This is a genomic window from Ornithinimicrobium jinqii (assembly GCF_045032595.1).
Classification (GTDB): domain Bacteria; phylum Actinomycetota; class Actinomycetes; order Actinomycetales; family Dermatophilaceae; genus Ornithinicoccus.
In genome coordinates, this window is sequence record NZ_JBJFZS010000024.1 from 157,067 (window position 1) to 175,917 (window position 18,851).

The 18,851-nt window shown below is 72.4% G+C and carries 16 protein-coding genes; 8 read left to right on the forward strand and 8 right to left on the reverse strand.

Annotation, left to right across the window (positions count from 1 at the left end; genetic code table 11):
• Positions 1-25: 25 nt before the first annotated feature.
• Positions 26-1,327 carry an SPFH domain-containing protein gene (locus tag ACI3ET_RS12245; protein ID WP_405033333.1) on the forward strand — a complete coding sequence of 434 codons (1,302 nt, stop codon included), beginning with the start codon at positions 26-28 and terminating at the stop codon, positions 1,325-1,327.
• A 69-nt stretch (positions 1,328-1,396) separates the two neighbouring features.
• Here the strand turns inward: ACI3ET_RS12245 and ACI3ET_RS12250 are convergent, their stop codons facing one another.
• Positions 1,397-4,060 carry an ATP-binding protein gene (locus ACI3ET_RS12250; protein WP_405033334.1) on the reverse strand — a complete coding sequence of 888 codons (2,664 nt, stop codon included), beginning with the start codon at positions 4,058-4,060 and terminating at the stop codon, positions 1,397-1,399.
• A 111-nt stretch (positions 4,061-4,171) separates the two neighbouring features.
• Between ACI3ET_RS12250 and ACI3ET_RS12255 the strand changes: the two genes are divergently transcribed.
• Together ACI3ET_RS12255 and ACI3ET_RS12260 are read left to right on the forward strand one after the other, a co-directional pair.
• Positions 4,172-5,860, forward strand: a complete 1,689-nt coding sequence (locus tag ACI3ET_RS12255) for an alpha-amylase family protein (RefSeq protein ID WP_405033335.1) — start codon at positions 4,172-4,174, stop codon at positions 5,858-5,860.
• A gap of 17 nt (positions 5,861-5,877) precedes the next feature.
• Positions 5,878-6,834, forward strand: coding sequence for a TIGR03885 family FMN-dependent LLM class oxidoreductase (locus tag ACI3ET_RS12260; RefSeq protein WP_405033336.1), 957 nt, complete (start codon positions 5,878-5,880; stop codon positions 6,832-6,834).
• An 11-nt stretch (positions 6,835-6,845) separates the two neighbouring features.
• Here ACI3ET_RS12260 and ACI3ET_RS12265 read toward each other — a convergent pair whose 3' ends face one another.
• Entirely contained in the window at positions 6,846-8,546 is a 1,701-nt protein-coding gene (locus tag ACI3ET_RS12265; protein ID WP_405033337.1) for an alpha-glucosidase, read from the reverse strand.
• A gap of 32 nt (positions 8,547-8,578) precedes the next feature.
• Between ACI3ET_RS12265 and ACI3ET_RS12270 the strand changes: the two genes are divergently transcribed.
• Positions 8,579-9,787, forward strand: coding sequence for an amidohydrolase family protein (locus tag ACI3ET_RS12270; protein ID WP_405033338.1), 1,209 nt, complete (start codon positions 8,579-8,581; stop codon positions 9,785-9,787).
• Here ACI3ET_RS12270 and ACI3ET_RS12275 read toward each other — a convergent pair.
• The 4 genes from ACI3ET_RS12275 to ACI3ET_RS12290 all read right to left on the reverse strand — a co-directional run bounded on the left by ACI3ET_RS12275 (position 9,773) and on the right by ACI3ET_RS12290 (position 13,099).
• Positions 9,773-10,339, reverse strand: a complete 567-nt coding sequence (locus tag ACI3ET_RS12275) for a gluconokinase (protein ID WP_405033339.1) — start codon at positions 10,337-10,339, stop codon at positions 9,773-9,775. The two genes, ACI3ET_RS12270 and ACI3ET_RS12275, sit on opposite strands and share 15 nt — an antisense overlap.
• A 61-nt stretch (positions 10,340-10,400) precedes the next feature.
• Positions 10,401-11,177 (reverse strand): aspartate/glutamate racemase family protein, encoded by a 777-nt coding sequence (locus ACI3ET_RS12280; RefSeq protein WP_405033340.1) that lies wholly within the window; start codon positions 11,175-11,177, stop codon positions 10,401-10,403.
• Entirely contained in the window at positions 11,174-12,430 is a 1,257-nt protein-coding gene (locus ACI3ET_RS12285; RefSeq protein WP_405033341.1) for a carboxylate--amine ligase, read from the reverse strand. The genes ACI3ET_RS12280 and ACI3ET_RS12285 overlap by 4 nt, the downstream gene beginning before the upstream one ends.
• Positions 12,431-12,460: 30 nt before the next feature.
• Positions 12,461-13,099 carry an IMPACT family protein gene (locus tag ACI3ET_RS12290; protein WP_405033342.1) on the reverse strand — a complete coding sequence of 213 codons (639 nt, stop codon included), beginning with the start codon at positions 13,097-13,099 and terminating at the stop codon, positions 12,461-12,463.
• A gap of 40 nt (positions 13,100-13,139) precedes the next feature.
• Between ACI3ET_RS12290 and ACI3ET_RS12295 the strand changes: the two genes are divergently transcribed.
• From ACI3ET_RS12295 to ACI3ET_RS12310, 4 genes are all read left to right on the forward strand, one after another.
• Positions 13,140-13,775: a copper resistance CopC family protein gene (locus ACI3ET_RS12295; protein ID WP_405033343.1), complete on the forward strand. Its 636-nt coding sequence runs from the start codon at positions 13,140-13,142 to the stop codon at positions 13,773-13,775.
• 169 nt (positions 13,776-13,944) lie between these two features.
• On the forward strand, positions 13,945-14,145 hold the full coding sequence (locus ACI3ET_RS12300; protein WP_405033344.1) for a DUF3073 family protein: 201 nt from the start codon (positions 13,945-13,947) through the stop codon (positions 14,143-14,145).
• Positions 14,066-15,961, forward strand: coding sequence for an ABC transporter ATP-binding protein (locus ACI3ET_RS12305; RefSeq protein WP_405033345.1), 1,896 nt, complete (start codon positions 14,066-14,068; stop codon positions 15,959-15,961). The genes ACI3ET_RS12300 and ACI3ET_RS12305 overlap by 80 nt, the downstream gene beginning before the upstream one ends.
• 6 nt (positions 15,962-15,967) lie before the next feature.
• Positions 15,968-16,495, forward strand: a complete 528-nt coding sequence (locus ACI3ET_RS12310; protein WP_405033346.1) for a hypothetical protein — start codon at positions 15,968-15,970, stop codon at positions 16,493-16,495.
• Here ACI3ET_RS12310 and purM read toward each other — a convergent pair.
• A complete protein-coding gene (gene purM, locus ACI3ET_RS12315) occupies positions 16,479-17,615 on the reverse strand; it encodes a phosphoribosylformylglycinamidine cyclo-ligase (RefSeq protein ID WP_405033347.1) in 1,137 nt (378 codons plus the stop codon). The two genes, ACI3ET_RS12310 and purM, sit on opposite strands and share 17 nt — an antisense overlap.
• A gap of 60 nt (positions 17,616-17,675) precedes the next feature.
• Positions 17,676-18,662, reverse strand: coding sequence for a GNAT family N-acetyltransferase (locus ACI3ET_RS12320; RefSeq protein WP_405033348.1), 987 nt, complete (start codon positions 18,660-18,662; stop codon positions 17,676-17,678).
• Positions 18,663-18,851: the final 189 nt, after the last annotated feature.

Genomic DNA, 18,851 nt, shown 5'->3' on the forward strand with positions numbered 1-18,851 from the left:
TCACTGACATCCAAGGAGAAAGTTCATGCCGGACCCCATCAGCATCGTCGTCTGGGCGGTCGTCGCCCTCCTGGCGCTGTTCGTCATCACCGCGATCGCGCGCGCGATCCGCATCGTCCCCCAGGCCACGGCCGTCATCGTGGAGCGGCTCGGCAAGTACGACCGCACCCTCGACGCCGGCCTGCACTTCCTGATCCCGTTCGTCGACCGCCCCCGCGCGGTCGTCGACCTGCGCGAGCAGGTCGTCAGCTTCCCGCCGCAGCCGGTGATCACCAGCGACAACCTGGTCGTCTCGATCGACACCGTCATCTACTTCCAGCCCACCGACCCCAAGGCGGCGACGTACGAGATCGCCAACTACATCCAGGGCATCGAGCAGCTGACCGTCACCACGTTGCGCAACGTGATCGGCTCCCTCGACCTGGAGCAGACGCTGACCAGCCGCGACATGATCAACGGCCAGCTGCGCGGCGTGCTCGACGAGGCCACCGGCCGCTGGGGGATCCGGGTCAACCGCGTCGAGCTCAAGGCCATCGACCCGCCCGCCTCGGTGCAGGACTCGATGGAGAAGCAGATGCGTGCCGAGCGCGACCGGCGCGCCACCATCCTCAACGCGGAGGGCGTCAAGCAGTCCCAGATCCTCACGGCGGAGGGCGAGAAGCAGGCCCAGATCCTGCGCGCCGAGGGCACCGCCCAGTCGGCGATCCTCGAGTCCCAGGGTGAGGCCCGCGCGATCCTGCAGGTCTTCGACGCCATCCACAAGGGCAACCCGGACAGCAAGCTGCTGGCCTACCAGTACCTCCAGATGCTGCCGGAGATCGCCAAGGGCGAGTCCAACCAGATGTGGGTCGTGCCCACCGAGCTCACCGCGGCCCTCTCGGGCATCGGCAAGGCGCTCGGCGGCGGCAGCGGGGGCGGCAGCGACGCCGGGCTGGACGGCCCGTCGATCGGGCTGCGCCCCGACGCCGGCCAGGTGACCTACGACGACATGGACACCCCCACCCTGGAGGACCCGCGCGAGGCGCTGCGCCGGGCCCGCGCGGAGGCCGAGGACGCCTCCCGGGACGCCGAGGGGGCCACGAAGGGCCGCAGCAAGGAGGAGGCCGACAAGGCAGTCGCCGCGGCGGCCGAGAAGGCTCGCCGACAGGCTCGCTCCCCCGAGCTGGGAGAGCTGCCGCAGCAGGAGGACCTCACCGACCTGCTCGGGCAGGACACGCCGGCGGTCGAGGCCCCGACGGCACCGGCGCACCGTGACCAGCCGGGCGCGCACTCCTGGGAGCGGCCGGAGGGTGAGCGCAAGCCCTGGGACCAGAGCCCGCAGGGCTGAGCCCCCCGCAGGACCCGACCACGGGGCCGTCACCGCACCAGCGGTGGCGGCCCCGTCGTGGTCTTCCTGTCAGTCTGTGGTCCGTGGCGTCCGGAGGACCTCGCTGCGGGCGTACGCCGCCGCCTGCTCGAGGGTCATCTGCGCGCCTTCGGACCAGGCCTGCTGGAAGGCCTCCGCGGACAGCTCCTCCCGGCAGCGCACCGTCCACCGGTCGATCAGCACCCGTTCGGGCCCGCTGGCGACGAGCCCGGTGCGGCGGCGGAAGGCTTCGGTCGCAGCGGCGACCCGCGCCGCAGCGGTCCACCTCCCCCGCGCGACCCCGACCCCCACGCACGCCTCGAGCGTCTCGGCAGCTCCGTCAGAGTCCTCCTGCTCGAGAAACACCCCGAGAGCGTCGCCGATCAGTGGTGCTGCTCCGTCGGGGTCGTCCTCCACGAGCTGGGCCACGCCGAGGTTGAGCATCGAGCAGGCGGCGCCCCAGGCGTCGCCGCGCTCACGGTCGAGCACGAGGTTGTCGGCGAACAACCGTTTCGCCTCGGCGACGCGGCCCCGGTCCACCAGCACCAGACCGATGTTGTTGTGGACGTTGATGAGCCCGCCCTGCTGGTTGAGCTCCTTGCGGATCGCGGCAGCCTCCCACAGTCGGTCCTGCGCCTCCTGGAGTCGGGAGAGGTACCGGAGCCCGGCACCGAGGCTGTTCAGGCTGGCTGCCTCGCCGTCGCGGTCCCCCGCCTCCTGGCGGAGGGCGACCGCTCGCTCGAGCACCTCGACCGCACGGTTGGCCTGACCCGTGTGCTGCAGGAGCACACCGAGAAAGTGCAGCGCCAGCGCCTCATCGTCGGCGGGCGGGTGAGGCGAGGAGGCGAGCGCCAGCTCCAGCAGGCGACTTCCTTCCCTGGCCTGCCCGTGCATGTACCAGTGGTGACCCAGCCTGCCTGCGAGACGCACCGCTCTGTCCCCGGCTGCGCCATCCCCGCGCGCGGCCTCGTCGAGACAGAACTGCAGCGCCGCCTCGAGGTTGTCCCGCTCCTCGTCGAGCACGTGCTCCTGGGGAGCCGGGCCCGGGTTCGGACCCCTCACCCGGGTCGCCAGGTCGAGGAAGTGGTCCGCGTGCCGCACCCGCACGGCCTGGAGACGAGCAGGGCTAGCGCGCGCGACCTCGAGGCCATAGTCGCGCAGCACCTGCAGGATCTGGAACCGTGGCTCGCCGTGGTCGGGCTGACGCTGCCGGACGAGGCTGTGGTTGACGAGCGACTCCAGCAGGTCGAGCGCGTGGCCGTCGCTGACGGGGACCACGGCCTCGACCGCCTCGAGGCTGGCCCCACCGCTGAACACGCAGAGATCGCTGAAGAACTGACGCTCCTCGGCGGACAGCAGGTCGACGCTCCAGTCGATCGTCGCCCGCAGCCCGCGGTGCCGCTCGGGGGCGTCGGCCGGGCCGCCGCTCAGCAGGCCGAGCCGGTCGTCGAGCCGCCGCACCAGCACCTGCGGCGTGAACAGCCTCGTCCGTGCGGCAGCGAGCTCGATGGCGAGGGGCAGTCCGTCGAGCAGCCGGCACACCTGCGCCACCGCGGCCGCGTTCTGGATCGTGAGACGGAAGCTCGGTCGCACCTGGGTCGCTCGCTGCACGAACAGCTGGACGGCGTCGCTGGCACCGACCTGCGCGAGGGAGTCGTCGGCAGGCAGCGACAGTGTGTCGAGCGGGTACTCGTGCTCCCCCTGGATCCCGAGCGGGAACTGGCTCGTCGCGAGGACCGTGACGCGGGTGGTGGCCTCGAGCAGTGCCGAGACCATCACCCCGGCGGGCAGGACGTGCTCGACGTTGTCGAGCAGGAGCAGGAGTGTCCGGTTCGCCAGGTGCTGGCGCAGCCGCTCCTCAACCGAGGCGTCGCCCTCGGCCGTCACCCCCAGCACCTCCGCGATCGCCGGAGCCACGGCAGCCGGGGAGCTCACGGCGGAGAGGTCGACGAAGTAGACGCCGTCGGGAAAGAGCTCCAGGGCCTCCAGCGCGACGTGCGCCCCGAGGCGCGTCTTGCCCGTGCCACCCATGCCCGTCACCGTCACGAGGCGGACCGCCGGGTCCTCGAGCAGCGCCCGCAGCTGGCGCCGCTCCTCGCTCCGTCCGACCAGGCTGCTGACGTGGTGCGGCACGTTCGTGGGCGACCCCAGGGACTTCAGGGCCGGGAACGTGTCGGGGACACCCTCGACCAGCAGCTGGTAGAGACGCTCCGGTCGCTCCAGGTCCTTGAGGCGGTGCTCACCGAGGTCCTTGACCGGCGTCCCTCCCGCCAGCTCGAGGGAGCGCGCGGACACGAGCACCTGGCCGCCGTGGCCGGCGTTCGCGATGCGGGCGGCCCGGTGGACGTCCATCCCGACGTAGTGGCCGTCCACCAGCAGTGCCTCGCCGGTGTGGAGCCCCATCCGCACCAGGACCGGCTCACCGTGGGGCCACGGGTACCCGTACAGAGCCTGCTGCGCCTCCCCCGCCGCGGCGATCGACTCGCGGACCGAGGAGAACGCGACGAAGAACGAGTCTCCCTGGGTGTCGACCTCGCACCCGCGGTGCCGGGCGAAGATCTCCCGGAGCAACCGCTGGTGCGTCCCCAGCACCTCGGGGTAGCCGTCACCGAGTCGACGCAGGAGCTGGGTGGAGCCCTGGATGTCGGTGAACAGGAACGTGACGACGCCGTGCGGGAGCAGGTCCCCGGCCGACACCGCCGACGTGGTCGACATCGACCCACGATAGGACAGAACGGTCTGGGAGAGGTCCTGTCGCGCCGGGTGCGGAGCTCGGGCCGCGGCGCAGCGGTGGCGGACTGGTCCCCGTTCGGCAAGGGTGGGGGCATGCGCATCACCGACACCAGCGACCTGTGGTGGAAGAACGCCATCGTCTACTCCATGGACGTGGAGACCTTCTACGACGCCGACGGCGACGGGGTGGGTGATCTCGAGGGACTCGCCCAGCGGATCGACTACCTGGCCGACCTGGGCGTCACCTGCCTGTGGCTCATGCCGTTCTACCCCAGCCCCGACCGCGACGACGGCTACGACGTCATGGACTACTACGGCGTCGACGAGCGGCTTGGCAACCTCGGGCAGTTCGTGGAGCTCGTCCGCCTCGCGCACGACCGCGGCATCAAGGTCATCACCGACCTGGTCATCAACCACACCAGCGACCAGCACCCGTGGTTCAAGGCCTCCCGCAAGGAGAAGGACCCGGCGAAGAACCGCTACCGCGACTTCTACGTGTGGCGCCCCGACGACCCGGGCGACACCTCCGACCAGGTCGTCTTCCCCGACAAGGAGGACTCGATCTGGGAGCTGGACGAGAGGACCGGGGAGTACTACCTGCACCACTTCTACACGCACCAGCCCGACCTCAACCTCGACCACCCGGCCGTCGTCGACGAGATCATGCGCACGGTCGGCTTCTGGCTGCAGCTGGGGGTCGACGGGTTCCGGGTCGACGGCGTGCCCTTCCTGGGCCAGTCCGCCGAGATGACGGGGTCCCCGGAGTATGTCGTGGACCCGCACCGCTTCATGAGGCAGCTGCGCGACTTCCTCTCCCGCCGCCAGGGGTCGGCGATGATGCTCGGCGAGGTCAACATGGGCCGCGAGGAGCAGCTGCGCTTCTTCGGCGGGGACTCCGCCGACGAGATGCACATGCAGTTCGACTTCATCACGATGCAGGCGTGCTACCTGGCGATGGCCCGCGAGGACGTGCGACCGATCGTCGAGGCACTGCAGGGGCGCCCCCGGCTCCACCGGACCTGCCAGTGGGCGACCTTCCTGCGCAACCACGACGAGCTGACCCTCGACAAGCTCACCGACGACGAGCGGCAGGAGGTCTTCGACGCCTTCGGCCCGGAGGAGGAGATGCAGGTCTACGACCGCGGGCTCAAGCGACGGCTGCCCCCGATGCTGGGCGGTGACCCACGGCGGGTCGCGATGGCCTACTCGCTGATGTTCTCGCTGCCCGGGACCCCTGCCCTCTACTTCGGCGAGGAGATCGGGATGGGCGAGGACCTGCAGGCCGAGGGCCGGATGGCGGTGCGCTCGCCGATGCAGTGGAGCCCTGGGAAGAACGGCGGGTTCTCCACCGCACGGCCCTCGAAGCTCGTGCAGCGGGTGGTGCCCGGCCCCTACGGCCCCGAGCACGTCAACGTGCTCACCCAGCAGCACGACCCGGACTCGCTGCTGTCCTGGATCCGACGACTCATCGACGTCCGGCGCACCTGCCCCGAGGTGGGCTGGGGCGAGCTCACCGTGCTCGAGCACGACGCTGGCCACCAGGTGCTGGCCCACCGGCTCGACATCGACGGCTCGGCGGTGCTGGCGGTGCACAACCTGGGGGCGGAACCGGTGACCGTGCAGGTGTCCGTCGACGGCCCCATCCCCGACCCGCACCTGACCGACCTCCTCTCGCACGAGACGCTGGCGGTGGAGAAGGGTGGCGTGCTGCCCGTCCAGCTCGACGGCTACGGCGTGCGGTGGGCAGGGCTCCGCCCCCAGGGCCGCCTGGCCATCCCCTGACACAGACAAGGACCACGATGACCCGCTTCGGCTTCCACGCCTCGCACGAGCAGATCAGCCCCCGCCAGCTGCTGGCGGACGTCCAGCACGCCGAGCAGGCGGGCTTCGAGATGGCGATGTGCTCCGACCACCTCTTCCCCTGGGGCGCCCGGCAGGGCCACTCCGGCTATGCGTGGGCATGGCTCGGGGCGGTGCTGGCCACGACCGACCTGCAGCTGGGCTGCGTGTCGGCACCGGGCCAGCGCTACCACCCCGCCGTGCACGCGCAGAAGATCGCCACCCTGGGCCAGATGTTCCCCGGCCGCTTCTGGGTGGCGCTGGGCAGCGGCGAGAACGTGAACGAACACGTCACGGGTGCGGCCTGGCCGCGCAAGGAGGTGCGCACGGCCCGGCTGGAGGAGTGCGTGGACGTGATCCGACGGCTGCTGGCGGGCGAGGAGGTCTCGCACGACGGCCTGGTCACGGTCGACCGCGCGAGGGTCTGGGAGAGGGCAGACCCGACGCCGCTGCTCGTCGGTCCTGCCGTCTCGGTGGAGAGCGCCGCACGGGTGGCCGGGTGGGCCGACGGGCTGGTGACGCTCAACCAGCCGGAGGACCGGCTGCGCGAGCTGCTCGCCGCCTACCGCGACGCGGGCGGCCGGGGCCGGGCGTCGCTGCAGGTCCACCTGTCCTGGGCCCCGGACGAGGACGAGGCCGAGCGCATCGCCCACGACCAGTGGCGCAGCAACGTCTTCGCCGAGCCGGTCAACTGGGACACCGCCACACCAGAGGCCTTCGACGTCATGTCCGAGCCGGTCACGCCTGCGGTGGTGCACGACCACGTGCGCATCTCCACCGACCTGGGTCGCCACCGGGAATGGCTGGCGGAGTATGCCGCCCTCGGCTTCGACGACGTCTACCTGCACTTCGTCGGCCGGGACCAGGCCCGGTTCGTCGACACCTTCGGTGCGGAGGTGCTCCCGCAGCTGCGCTGACCCCGGTCGGGTCAGACGGCCCGCGACACCCGTCGCAGGACGACGGCCTCCCAGCCGGGCAGCACGCCGCTCCCGAGCAGGGACGTGGCGGCCCCGGCCGAGGTGGTGACCACGGCTGCGGCGTCCGTCCAGCCCTGCAGCATCTCGGCGGGCACCGTCACCGGCTCGCGCCCGAACGCCGCGAGCGTGAGCAGCTCGACGCCGTCGTGGGCCCGGCCGAAGGCCCACAGGTCGGGGTGGTCCATCGCGAGCGGGGTGATGCTGCCGCGTGCGACGACCGGCTCCTCGTGACGCAGCGCCACCAGTACCCGGTAGTGCTCGAACACCGAGCCCCGGACGCCCACCTGCGACTCCGCGTTGACGCGGGAAGCGTTGGGCGGCACAGGAATCCATGGCTCTCCGGTGGTGAATCCAGCGTGCAACCCACCCGTCCACTGCATCGGTGTGCGGGCGTTGTCGCGCGACTTGGCGCGCAGCCCGGCGAGCAGGTCCCCGAACGACGCCCCGGCTGCGGTCTGCTCGCGGACGTAGTTGAGCGACTCGATGTCCCGGAAGTCCGAGGGGGAGTCGAAGGGCACGTTGGTCATCCCGAGCTCGTCGCCCTGGTAGACGTAGGGCGTGCCGCGCAGGGTGTGCAGCACCGTGGCGAGGGTCTTGGCCGAGCGCTCCCGCCACACCTCGTCGTCGTCGCCGAAGCGCGAGACCGCTCGGGGCTGGTCGTGGTTGTCCCAGTAGAGGGAGTTCCACCCCACCTCGGCGAGCCCGACCTGCCAGCGCATGAGGCTCTCGCGCAGCCGCGGCATGGCCAGCGGCACGACGTCGAACTTGCCCCCCGGCCCTGAGTCGAGGTCGACGTGCTCGAACTGGAAGACCATGTCGACCTCGCGCCGTGCGGGGTCGGTGAAGAGCGCGGCCTGACCGACGCCCACCCCGGGCATCTCGCCCACGGTGAGGAAGGCGTGGGGGTGGTCCGCGAAAACCCGGTCCTGCATCTCCCGCAGGTGGTCGTGGACGCGCGGGCCGTTGGCGACCATCGAGAACGAGTCCCCCCACAGGTCGCCCGGCCCGACCCGGCCGTCCGGGAGCCCCCCTGGCTTGTCGATGAGGTTGATGACGTCCATGCGGAAGCCGTCGACCCCGCGCTCGAGCCACCAGCGCATCATCGCGTAGACGGCCTCCCGGACCTCCGGGTTCTCCCAGTTGAGGTCCGGCTGCTTGCGGCTGAAGAGGTGCAGGTAGTGCTGGCCGGTGGCCTCGTCCGGCTCCCAGGCGGAGCCGGAGAAGAAGGAGCCCCAGTTGTTGGGCTCGTCCCGCCAGTAGTACCAGTCCCGCCGGGGAGAGGTCCGCGACGACCGGCTCTCGACGAACCAGGGGTGCTCGTCGGAGGTGTGGTTGACCACGAGGTCCATGACGACCCGGATACCGCGGGCGTGCGCCGCCGCGATCAGGGCGTCGAGGTCCGCGAGCGTGCCGAAGATCGGGTCGACGTCCTGGTAGTCGCTGATGTCGTAGCCGTTGTCGTCCTGCGGCGAGCGGTAGACCGGGCTGAGCCAGAGGACGTCGACGCCCAGCGCCTCGAGATGACCGAGGTGGTCGATGATCCCGCGCAGGTCGCCGATCCCGTCACCGTCGCTGTCGGCGAAGCTGCGGGGGTAGATCTGGTAGACGACGGCGCTCTTCCACCAGTCGCGGGGCAGGTCCTGGGTCAGCACGCCCCCAGGGTATGCGGTACGCCCTAGCCTGGGTGTCCATGTGGATCCGCCGATGCCGCCCCTGGGGAGGGGACCTGTCCGACGTCCGCCTGGACGGCGAGGTGGTCGCCGAGATCTCGTCCGCCAGGGAGGCGGCGGCCGGTCCGGACGACGTCGACGGCAGGGCCCGTCTGCTGCTGCCGGCGTTCGCCGACGTGCACGTGCACCTGGACTCGACGCGGCTCGGCCTTCCGTTCCGGCCGCACACCGGGGGGCCCGGGGTCTGGGCGATGATGCTCAACGACCGGGAGCACTGGCGCGGGGCCGAGGTCGGCATCACCGAGCGGGTCGCGCAGACCCTGGGGATGATGGTCGCCCGCGGGACGACCCGGGTCCGTTCCTTCGCGCAGGTCGACGTGGACGCCGGGCTGGAGCGTCTCGTGGCGGTGCTGGCCGCGCGCGAGACCCACCGCGACCGGGCCGAGGTGCAGGTCATCGCCTTCCCGCAGGCGGGGCTGCTGCTCGAGGAGGGCTCGGCGCAGGTGCTCGAGGACGCCCTGCGGGCAGGCGCCGACGTCGTCGGCGGGATCGACCCGTGCAGCCTGGACCGCGACCCGGTCCGTCACCTGGACATCGTCTTCGGGCTGGCGGAGAGGTATGGCGTGCCGGTGGACGTGCACCTGCACGAGCCGGGCGACCTCGGCCGGTTCTCCGCCGGCCTCATCCTCGAGCGGACCGTGGCGCTGGGCATGCACGGCCACGTCGTCGTCTCCCACGGCTACGGGTTGTGGGACGGCACCGAGACGCAGACGCGGTCGCTCGTGGAACGGTTCGCCGAGGCGGACGTCGCGACGACGACCGTGGCGCCCGGCGGCCGCCAGAACCTCCCCCTGGAGCTGCTGGTCGAGCACGGGGTCCGGGTCGGCCTCGGGGAGGACGGGCAGCGCGACTACTGGTCGCCCTACGGCAACGCCGACATGCTGGACCGGACGTGGCAGCTGGCGTTCACGCACGGATTCCGTCGCGACGAGCTTGTCGAGCACTGTCTGGCGGTCGCCTCGCGCGGCGGGGCGTCGATCATGGACCGCGGCCTTCGGCGTCTCACCGGGACGGACGACCGCCCAGGCCTGCTCGTCGGCGACCGCGCCGACCTGCTGCTCGTGGGCGGCGAGACACCGACGGCTGCGGTGATGGACCGGCTGCCGGACCGGACGGTCCTGCACCGCGGCCGGGTCGTCGCCGAGGGCCTAGAGCTCCTCTGAGGGCGTCTGCACGTTCCCCGCAGGGACGTCCAGCTGCGCCAGCACCATGCGCGCGACCCGCTCCGGAGGGTTGGCGACGTCGACGAGCATGCCGCGCTCGTCGGGTCCAAGGTCCTGCAGGGTGTCGAGCTGCGACTCGAGCAGGGTCGGCGGCATGAAGTGGCCCGGGCGGTGCTGCATCCGCTCGAGCAGCAGACCCTTGTCACCGACGAGGTGGACGAAGAAGGTGCCCTCGCCCCCGCGCCGCAGCACGTCGCGGTAGGAGCGTTTCAGCGCCGAGCAGGTCAGGATCGTGGGCAGCCCCTCCGCGTCCCGCTCGGCCGTCCACCGGCACAACGTCTCCAGCCACGGCCACCGGTCCTCGTCCATGAGAGGCCGCCCGCGGGCCATCTTGGTGACGTTCTCCGGCGGGTGGTAGCTGTCCCCCTCTGCGAACTGCCAGCCCAGCAGGTCGCGCAGCGCCCCGGCGATCGTCGTCTTGCCGGTCCCGGACACCCCCATGACCACGAGGTGGACGGGGACACCGGGCGCGGGATCGGGGAGCGGGGTCATGACGGTCACCGTAGCGGCGCCGCTGCAGCGTCCATGCCGGGTTGCCGCGAGTTGCCGAGCCTCAGCCCACCTCGGCGACCACGCGCGCGACGAGCGCGGCCTGGGCGTCCACGGCATACCGGGGCAGCCGCTCCCCCGCCTGCCCGGCCAGCACGGACAGCTCGGTGCACCCGAGGAGGACCGCGTCGGCGTCGCCGCGCAGACGCTCGAGGAGCGCCAGGAAGTCGTCACCAGGCACGTCCAGCCCGGCCTTGACCCCGTCGTAGATCATCGCCATCACCGCCCGCTGACCGTCCTCGGGCGGGAGCAGGGCCTCGGCGCCGAGGTCGGTCAGGGCCTCCTGGTAGACCCTGCTGAGGAGCGTGCCGTCGGTGGCCAGGACCCTGACCCCGGGCTGCCGCCCGGCGGCGTGCTCGCGGGCCCGCTCGACGGCCGCCTCTGCACCCACGCGCACCAGCGACAGGAGCGGCAGCGGGAGCTCGCGCGGCAGGAACGCGTGCGCGGTGTTGCACGCGATGACGGCGCAGGCGGCCCCGAGCCGCGCGAGCAGCTCCAGGTCCCCCATCAGGTATGGCGTGGGGTCGGGCTGGGAGAGGTCGAGCAGCCGGGCGGTGCGGTCGGGGGTGGTGGCGTGACCCAGCACGACGGTGTCGATGTGGTCCTGGTCGCGGTCGGCCGGGGTGGCCCGGACCAGCGCGTCGAGGAAGCTCACCGTGGCGGCCGGACCCATCCCGCCCAGGACCCCGAGGACCGGACGACGCCACGTGCCCGGCAGGAGCGGAGGCGTCGCGCCGACGCCCCCGACGTCGCCCGCGCCCCCGACGTCCCTCCCGCTCACGAGGTCACCGGCCGGCGGTAGTGCGTGGCGAAGTTGCGGGCGTACAGCGCGTCGCTCTTCAGCTGCGCCACGCGCCGCTCGGCGCCGCTGTCCACGGAGTACCGGAGTGGACGGATCACCCGCCCGCCCTTGCGGATGGTGGCGAGCCGGGCGCGGTTCTCCTTGTCGGTGACGTAGCGCATCAGCAGCGGCACCGGGACGATCGAGTAGAGCCAGTCGTCGGTCTCCGGCCCCGGGTCGACGTCGTCGAAGGGGTCGCGGCCCTCGACGTACTCCCGGACGAGGGGGGCGGCCAGCGGATGGCCGGCCGCGTGCAGGTAGGCGTGCGAGCGGCCGAGCCGGGGGTTGAGCTCGAAGAAGTACTCGGTGCCGTCGCGCGGGTCGACCTTGAGGTCGAAGTTGGCGTAGCCGGTCCAGCCGACCTGCTCCAGCAGCCGGGTGATCTCGGCGAGCGCGGTGCTGCTCGCACCGTGCATCACCGCGAGGGGGTTGCCGATCATCGCCGGGTCGTGGTCCTCGAGGAGCACCTGACCCAGCCGGCCCCACCGCACCCTGCCCGAGCGGTCGCTGTAGGTCGTGAGAACGCGCATCTGCTCGTCGCCTCCCGGGATGCGTTCCTGCACCACCAGCGCACCGGCATACCCTGCCCCGGACATGGTGCGGCGCAAGGCGATCAGGGAGTCGAGGTCGTCGCAGTAGGCAACCTTCTGCTTGCCCTCGTAGACGAGCGTGCTGAACGAGACGGAGTCGGCGGCCTTGGCCACGAGCGGCCAGCGCAGGTCCTCGACCAGACCGGCGACGTCCGTCTCGGGGGCCTGGTCCGGCAGGAACCGGGTCACCGGGTGGGCAATGCCCACCTGCTGGCAGGCCGCCGCGAAGCCCTCCTTGTCCGACAGCTGCTCGATGAGGGGCAGGGGCGGGTAGGGGACGGCGATCCGCTCGTCCAGGCGGTCGCGCAGCCCCGCGATGCGCCCGACCCACACGTCCACCGTGCCCAGCAGCAGCAGCCGGTGGCCGGGGTGGGCGTCGGCGATGCGGGCGAGCGCGGCCAGCAGGACGTCGTCGTCGTCCATCTGCGGCACCCGGACGTTGTCGATGATCGCCGACCCGCGGACCGCCGAGGGGACGGTCCGGCTGACCACGGTCGTGCGCACGCCGAACTCGGCGTGGAAGGCGCGGGCGAGGGTGTAGGACGCCAGCTCGCCGCCGAGGACGACGGGGACGAACGGGACGGTCGACACGTGCGCGGGCATGGCGCTGAAAGTACCAGCCGGGCCTGTCCCTCAGTCCTCGTCCCGCCAACCCTCGCCCCCGGTGCCCGGCACCGTCGCCGCCCGCCCGCCGGTCAGCTCGGCGAGCAGACCCGGCAGCTCCGCGCTCCCGACCGCGGGCACCTGCACGCGCAGGGTGACCTGCTCGCCGTACCTGGCACCGAGGACCGCCACGCCCCGGGCGCGGAGGTCGTGCTCCAGGCGCCCCGCGACGTCGTGGCCGACCCGCACGTCGACCTCGGCGACGCGCACCCGGGTGAGGACCTCGGCCTGCCCGACCGCTGCCCGCACGGCGTCGGAGTAGGCGCGCACCAGGCCACCGGTCCCCAGCAGCGTCCCGCCGAACCAGCGGGTCACCACGGCGACGACGTCCGTCAGCCCGGAGCGGGTCAGCACCTCCAGCATCGGGGCGCCCGCGGTGCCGCCCGGCTCCCCGTCGTCGCTGCTGCGCGTCGTCGCGCCGCCGGGGCCGAGCACGAACGCCGAGCAGTGGTGCCGGGCGTCGCCGTGGGTCGCCCGCGCCTCCTCCACGACGGCCCTCGCCGCCGCCTCGTCGTCGACGCGCCGCAGCCAGCACTCGAACACCGAGCGCCGTTCCTCGACCGTCGCCACCACGGGGGAGGCCAGGGTCCGGTATGACGTGAGACTCACCTGGGCAGGGTAGGCGCCCGCGGCTCCTACACTCGGAACCATGACCCGCACGCTGCGCGCACTGCTCCTCCTGCTGCTCGCCGGGCTGGTCCTCGGACCCGCGCAGGTGGCGGTGGCGCACGACTCGCTCGTGGGGACGACCCCGTCCGACGGCAGCACCGTGCAGGCGGCACCGGAGTCGCTGACGCTGACCTTCACGGGAGCGATCGCCACGGTCGGTGCCCAGGTGGTCGTCCGGGCTGCCGGGGGCGCCGGGGACGACCTCGTCGACGGACCGCCCCAGATCTCCGGCGCGGAGGTGGTCCAGCCGCTGGCCCCGCTGGAGCCGGGGGCCTACGACGTGCTCTGGCGGGTGACCAGTCAGGACGGTCACCCGATCTCCGGCGAGCTGTTGTTCACGGTGGCGGGGACGGGCGGGGATGCGTCGACCGAGCCCACGGCGTCCGCGGAGGACACGGCCACCCCCGAGGTCACGGTCACGGCCGAGGCCACGACGACCGGGGCGACCGGTGCCGCGACGACGGAGACGGCACCCGCGACGACACCCGCGACGACGACGACCGCGACGGCGGGCGACGGCGACGGCATACCCCGCTGGGCCTGGTTGGTCCTCGGCCTGGCGGTGCTCGGGCTCCTGATGCTGCTGGGCACGACCTGGAGCCGACGCCGCCGCTGAGCCGATGCGGGGCGTGAGCGTCGTCTCATGTAGCCTGAGTCCACGACTTTTCACATCCCCGAGCCGGCTCCGCGACCTGACCACGTCAGCCAGCGATGCCGCCTCGGCAGACTCGACACAAGGGGGTCACGCCATGGGGCGCGGCCGAGCCAAGGCAAAGCAGATCAAGGTGGCACGGAAGCTGAAGTACTCAGCACCGTCCACCGACCTCACCGCTCTCGAGCGCGAGCTTCACGGAGCTCCACGCACGGAGGTCGACCTCGACCTCACGCAGCTCGACGACGACGAGGATGACGACGACCCCTACGCCGCCTACGCGGTCGACGAGGACGAGGACGACGACGAGTGGACCGCTGACGACCGGGACTGAGCCAACGCCGCGCGGCGCACCGGCACCCGGCCCCACCACACCGTCCCACCCGCTGGCCCAGCTCTGGGTCCGCTACCGGGAGTACCGCACCAGGGTCCTGCTTGCGTTCGTGCTGTCCACGGTCCGCAAGGTCATGGACGTCATGCCCGAGCTGCTCATCGGAGCCGCGATCGACGTCGTCGTCCGCGGCTCCGACTCCTTCGTGGCCGGGCTGCTCGGCGTCAGCGACCGCCGGGACCAGCTCGTCTGGCTCGCGGTCATCAACGCGGTCGTCTGGGTGCTGGAGTCGACCTTCGACTACCTGGCGGCGCTCACCTGGCGCAACCTGGCCCAGCAGGTCGAGCACGACCTGCGGCTCGAGGTGTACGCCCACGTCCAGGGTCTGGACATGGCCTGGCACGAGTCACGCGCGACCGGGACCACGCTGGCCGTCGTCAACGACGACGTCAACCAGCTCGAGCGCTTCCTCGACACCGGCGTGGACAAGCTGTGGGCCCTGGCGCTCAACATCGTCCTCGTCGGTGCGGTCTTCGCCGCGAGCAGCTGGACCCTGACGCTGCTGGCCTTCCTGCCGATCCCGGTCATCGTCGTCGGGTCCATGTGGTTCCAGCGTCGGCTCCAGCCCCGCTACGCCCTCGTGCGCACCGCGGTCTCCCGGATCAGCGGGCTGCTGTCGGCCAACCTCGGCGGGATGGCGACGATCAAGTCGTTCACCGCCGAGGGCCGCGAGCTCGAGCGGGTGCGCGCGGTCTCGGAGGACTACCGGGTGGCCAACGCCGAGGCCATCCGCGCCTCCGCCGCCTTCGTCCCGCTCATCCGGATGGCGATCCTGGCCGGCTTCACCACCACGTTGCTGCTCGGCGGGTGGATGACCCTCGACGGGCGGCTCGAGGTCGGCCTCTACTCGGTGCTGGTCTTCATGACCCAGCGCCTGCTCTGGCCGCTCACCTCCGTCGGCGAGGTCCTGGACCTCTACCAGCGGGCGATGGCCTCGGTGCGTCGCATCCTCGCGCTGCTCGACGAGCGCCCCCTCACCCTGCCGGGCAGCCACGAGCCGGCGGCCGTGAGCGGGAGGCTCGAGCTGCGCGGGGTGAGCGCGGGGTATGCCGAGGGCCCGGCGGTCCTGCACGAGCTGTCGATGCTGGTCCCGGCGGGCGAGGTCCACGCGGTGGTCGGCCCGACGGGCGCCGGCAAGTCGACGCTGCTGCGGCTGCTGCTGCGCTTCGCCGACCCGCGCGAGGGGCAGGTCACGCTCGACGGCACCGACCTGCGCGACCTCACCTGGGAGGGCCTGCGGGGACGGCTCGGGTACGTGGCCCAGGACGCCTTCCTCTTCGAGGGCTCCGTCGCCGACAACGTCGCCTACGGCCGTCCCGACGCCTCCCGCGAGGAGGTCGTGCGCGCCGCCGAGCAGGCCCAGGCCGCCGAGTTCGTCGACCGCATGCCGGACGGCTACGACACCCACGTCGGCGAGCGCGGGGTGACGCTCTCGGGCGGTCAGCGGCAACGGCTGGCGCTGGCCCGGGCGATCCTGCGCGACCCCGCCGTCCTCATCCTCGACGAGGCCACCTCGGCGGTCGACAACGAGACCGAGGCCGCCATCCAGCGCTCGCTGGAGGAGGTCAGCCGGGGCCGCACCACCGTCATGGTGGCGCACCGGTTGTCCACCGTGCGGCACGCCGACCGCATCTGGGTGCTGGACCGAGGAAGGTTCGTGGACGCCGGCACGCACGACGAGCTGACCGCACGGCCCGGCCCCTATGCCGACCTGTGGGCCGTCCAGACCGGGGTCCCCAGCGGCACCGGGGTAGCCTGACCCGCTATGGCACGGGCACGGCACGAGGCGAGCTGGACCGACGAGGACGCGGTCGTCAAGGGGCGGGTGGGACGCAACCGGGCGTGGGTGCTGCTGGCGCTGTTCGCGGCGCTGGCGGTGCTCTCGACGGTGACCTTCAACCGGTTCATGAACTTCCAGGACGTGACCTACCAGCTGCGCAGCTGCACCGCCCCGTTGACGCAGGAGTCCACGTGGGACGAGGTGCAGGCGGCCGCGTGCGACCCGGTGCCGGCGGCCGGCGCCGAGCTGACGCTCTGGGCAGCGAGCCACGAGAGGCCCGCCGACGCGACGACCGGGGACTCGTGGACCTTCGAGGACGTCCCGGTCAACACCGCCCAGACCTCGATGGAGATCCGGCTTCCGCAGGCCGCGCGCAGCGTCGTGCTGGCCGAGCCCGACAACGAGGTGGTCCGGCGCGAGCTGCGCCCGGACGCGAGCGACCGGCGGTGGACCGCCAACGTCGGCGGCCGCGGCCCGACGACCTACTGGGTGCTCGTCACGCCGGCGGGGTAGGTGCCCAGCCGGGGTAGTCCCCGAGCATCAGCACCCCTCCCCCGTCGACGCCCTTGGCCCCCTGGACCACGGGAGCGTCGTGGCCCTCGGCCGTGCCGGGGAGAGCGACGGCCCCGACCACCCAGGAGTCCGTCCCCTGCGCGGCGAGGACCTCCTGCGCCCGCGCTGCGGTCTCGGGGGCGACCACCGCCACGAACCCGACCCCCATGTTGAGCGTCTGCTCCAGGTCCGCCAGCGGCACCCGGCCCAGCTCCTGCACGAGGCCGAAGACCGGCGGCGGCGACCACACGCGCTCGACGACGGCCAGGGTGTCCTTCGGCAGCACCCGGGCCAGGTTGGCGGCCAGCCCGCCCCCGGTGACGTGCGAGAGCGCGTGCAGCCCGATGTCGGCGCGGACCAGCTCCAGCAGCGCGCGGGTGTAGATCCGCGTGGGCTCCAGGCACTCCTCGCCGATCGTCCGGCCGAGCTCGTCGACGTGCCGGTCCCAGTCCCAGCCGGCGGCCGCGACCACCCGCCGCACGAGGGAGTAGCCGTTGGAGTGCAGACCCGAGGAGGGCAGCGCCAGCACCACGTCACCGCTCCGCACCCGGTGCGGGCCCAGGATGTCGTCGTGCTCGACGACCCCGGTGGCCGCGCCCGCCACGTCATACTCCTCGGGTCCCAGCAGACCGGGGTGCTCGGCGGTCTCGCCACCGATCAGCGCCACGCCGGCAAGCTCGCAGCCCCGCGCGATGCCGGAGACGATGGCCGCGACGCGCTCGGGGACGACCCGGCCGCAGGCGATGTAGTCGGTCATGAAGAGCGGCTCGGCGCCGCTGACGACGATGTCGTCGACGACCATGCCGACGAGGTCCTGCCCGATCGTGTCGTGCACGTCCATCGCCTGGGCGATCGCGACCTTGGTGCCGACGCCGTCCGTGGAGGTGGCCAGCACCGGGCGGCGCATGCCCGTGAGCGCCGACGCGTCGAACATCCCGGCGAAGCCGCCCAGGCCGCCCAGCACCTCGGGCCGCTGCGCGCGCCGCACCGAGTCCTTCATCAGCTCGACCGCGCGGTCTCCGGCGTGGACGTCGACACCGGCGCTGGCGTAGGTGATGGGCTGGCCAACAGGTGTGGACATGGCGTGATCCCTCGGTCGGCTGCGGGCGGGCACGACAAGGGTATGCCGCAGCGACACGGGTCAGTCGATCAGCACCGTCTGGAACGACAGCGCGCGACCCAGCACCTCGTAGCCCAGCTGCTCGTTCACGGCGATCATGTGCGCGTTGGACTCGGCGTTCCAGGTGCTGATCTCCTCGACCTGCGGCTCGACGTCCCGCAGCCACCGCAGCATCTCACCCTTGAGCACCAGACCCAGCCGGTTCCCGCGGTGGGTCGGGGCCACGGTGGTGTCGTGCTGGTCGGCCAGGTGCGGGCGACCCTCGTCGACCGCCACGATCGTGTGCCCGCCGAGCTCGCCGGAGCTGCGGTGCCGGGCGACCAGGTGGTAGAGCCGCTGACCGGCCAGCTGCGCCTCCTCGTAACCCCGGACCCGCTCCGGCGGGAAGGCCTCGTCCTCGAGGATGAGGTCGTCCGTGGGAGCGTCGTTGATGCCGTGCCACAGGACCGCGACCGGCTCCAGCAGCTCCTCCGGCAGGGCGCCGGCGACCCGGACCAGCTCGTAGGCCGCGGCGTGCGTGGTGCGCGCCAGCTCGACGGCCTCCTCCCACCCCTCCGGCAGCCGGGCCAGGTGCTGGCGCCGCGACACCCCCACGGACCTCTGCTCGTAGCCGGACCGGGCGGCGAACGCCCGGGCGGCGTCGTGCTCCCAGGCGTCGACGCCCACGACCGTCCGCCCTGCCGCGCGCGCCTGCGCCTGCAGGTGCGCCAGCAGCCGGGTGCCGTGCCCGTGGCGTCGGTGCTCCGGGTGGACGCACAGGTCGAGCCAGGCCGCGTCGAGGTTGTCGTAGTGCCCGACCCACAGGCCCGCCGAGCCGACGACCGCGCCGTCCTGCAGACCGAGCCAGTAGGTCGGCGCCTCGCCGTCCCATCCCCGGCGCAGGAGGTTGCGCCACCGCGGGAGGCTGAGCGGGTGCGCCCACGGAGAGTCGACCGCACCGACCTCCTCACCCAGCCGCGCGAGCCGGGGGACGAGGTCGCCGTCGGGATCGACGTGGTGGATGTCCATGTCACGAGCGTCCTCCCCGCACGCTGCCCGGCGCCAGGGGTTTACGCGGACGTCAGGCGCGCAGGACGTCCTTGCCGCGCTTGTCCGCGCTCGGCACCTCGATGGGGTAGACCCCCGAGAAGCACGCGGTGCACAGCGTGTCCGGCGTCTGGTGGGTGGCCTCCACCATGCCCTCCTCGCTGATGTAGC

Excerpts from the sequence above, each read along its gene's own strand:
- ACI3ET_RS12245 (WP_405033333.1), top strand. The coding sequence starts at position 26 with ATGCCGGACCCCATCAGCATCGTCGTCTGGGCGGTCGTCGCCCTCCTG.
- ACI3ET_RS12250 (WP_405033334.1), bottom strand. The coding sequence starts at position 4,060 with ATGTCGACCACGTCGGCGGTGTCGGCCGGGGACCTGCTCCCGCACGGC.
- ACI3ET_RS12255 (WP_405033335.1), top strand. The coding sequence starts at position 4,172 with ATGCGCATCACCGACACCAGCGACCTGTGGTGGAAGAACGCCATCGTC.
- ACI3ET_RS12260 (WP_405033336.1), top strand. The coding sequence starts at position 5,878 with ATGACCCGCTTCGGCTTCCACGCCTCGCACGAGCAGATCAGCCCCCGC.
- ACI3ET_RS12275 (WP_405033339.1), bottom strand. The coding sequence starts at position 10,339 with ATGACCCCGCTCCCCGATCCCGCGCCCGGTGTCCCCGTCCACCTCGTG.
- ACI3ET_RS12285 (WP_405033341.1), bottom strand. The coding sequence starts at position 12,430 with ATGCCCGCGCACGTGTCGACCGTCCCGTTCGTCCCCGTCGTCCTCGGC.
- ACI3ET_RS12295 (WP_405033343.1), top strand. The coding sequence starts at position 13,140 with ATGACCCGCACGCTGCGCGCACTGCTCCTCCTGCTGCTCGCCGGGCTG.
- ACI3ET_RS12305 (WP_405033345.1), top strand. The coding sequence starts at position 14,066 with ATGACGACGACCCCTACGCCGCCTACGCGGTCGACGAGGACGAGGACG.
- ACI3ET_RS12310 (WP_405033346.1), top strand. The coding sequence starts at position 15,968 with ATGGCACGGGCACGGCACGAGGCGAGCTGGACCGACGAGGACGCGGTC.
- purM (WP_405033347.1), bottom strand. The coding sequence starts at position 17,615 with ATGTCCACACCTGTTGGCCAGCCCATCACCTACGCCAGCGCCGGTGTC.
- ACI3ET_RS12320 (WP_405033348.1), bottom strand. The coding sequence starts at position 18,662 with ATGGACATCCACCACGTCGATCCCGACGGCGACCTCGTCCCCCGGCTC.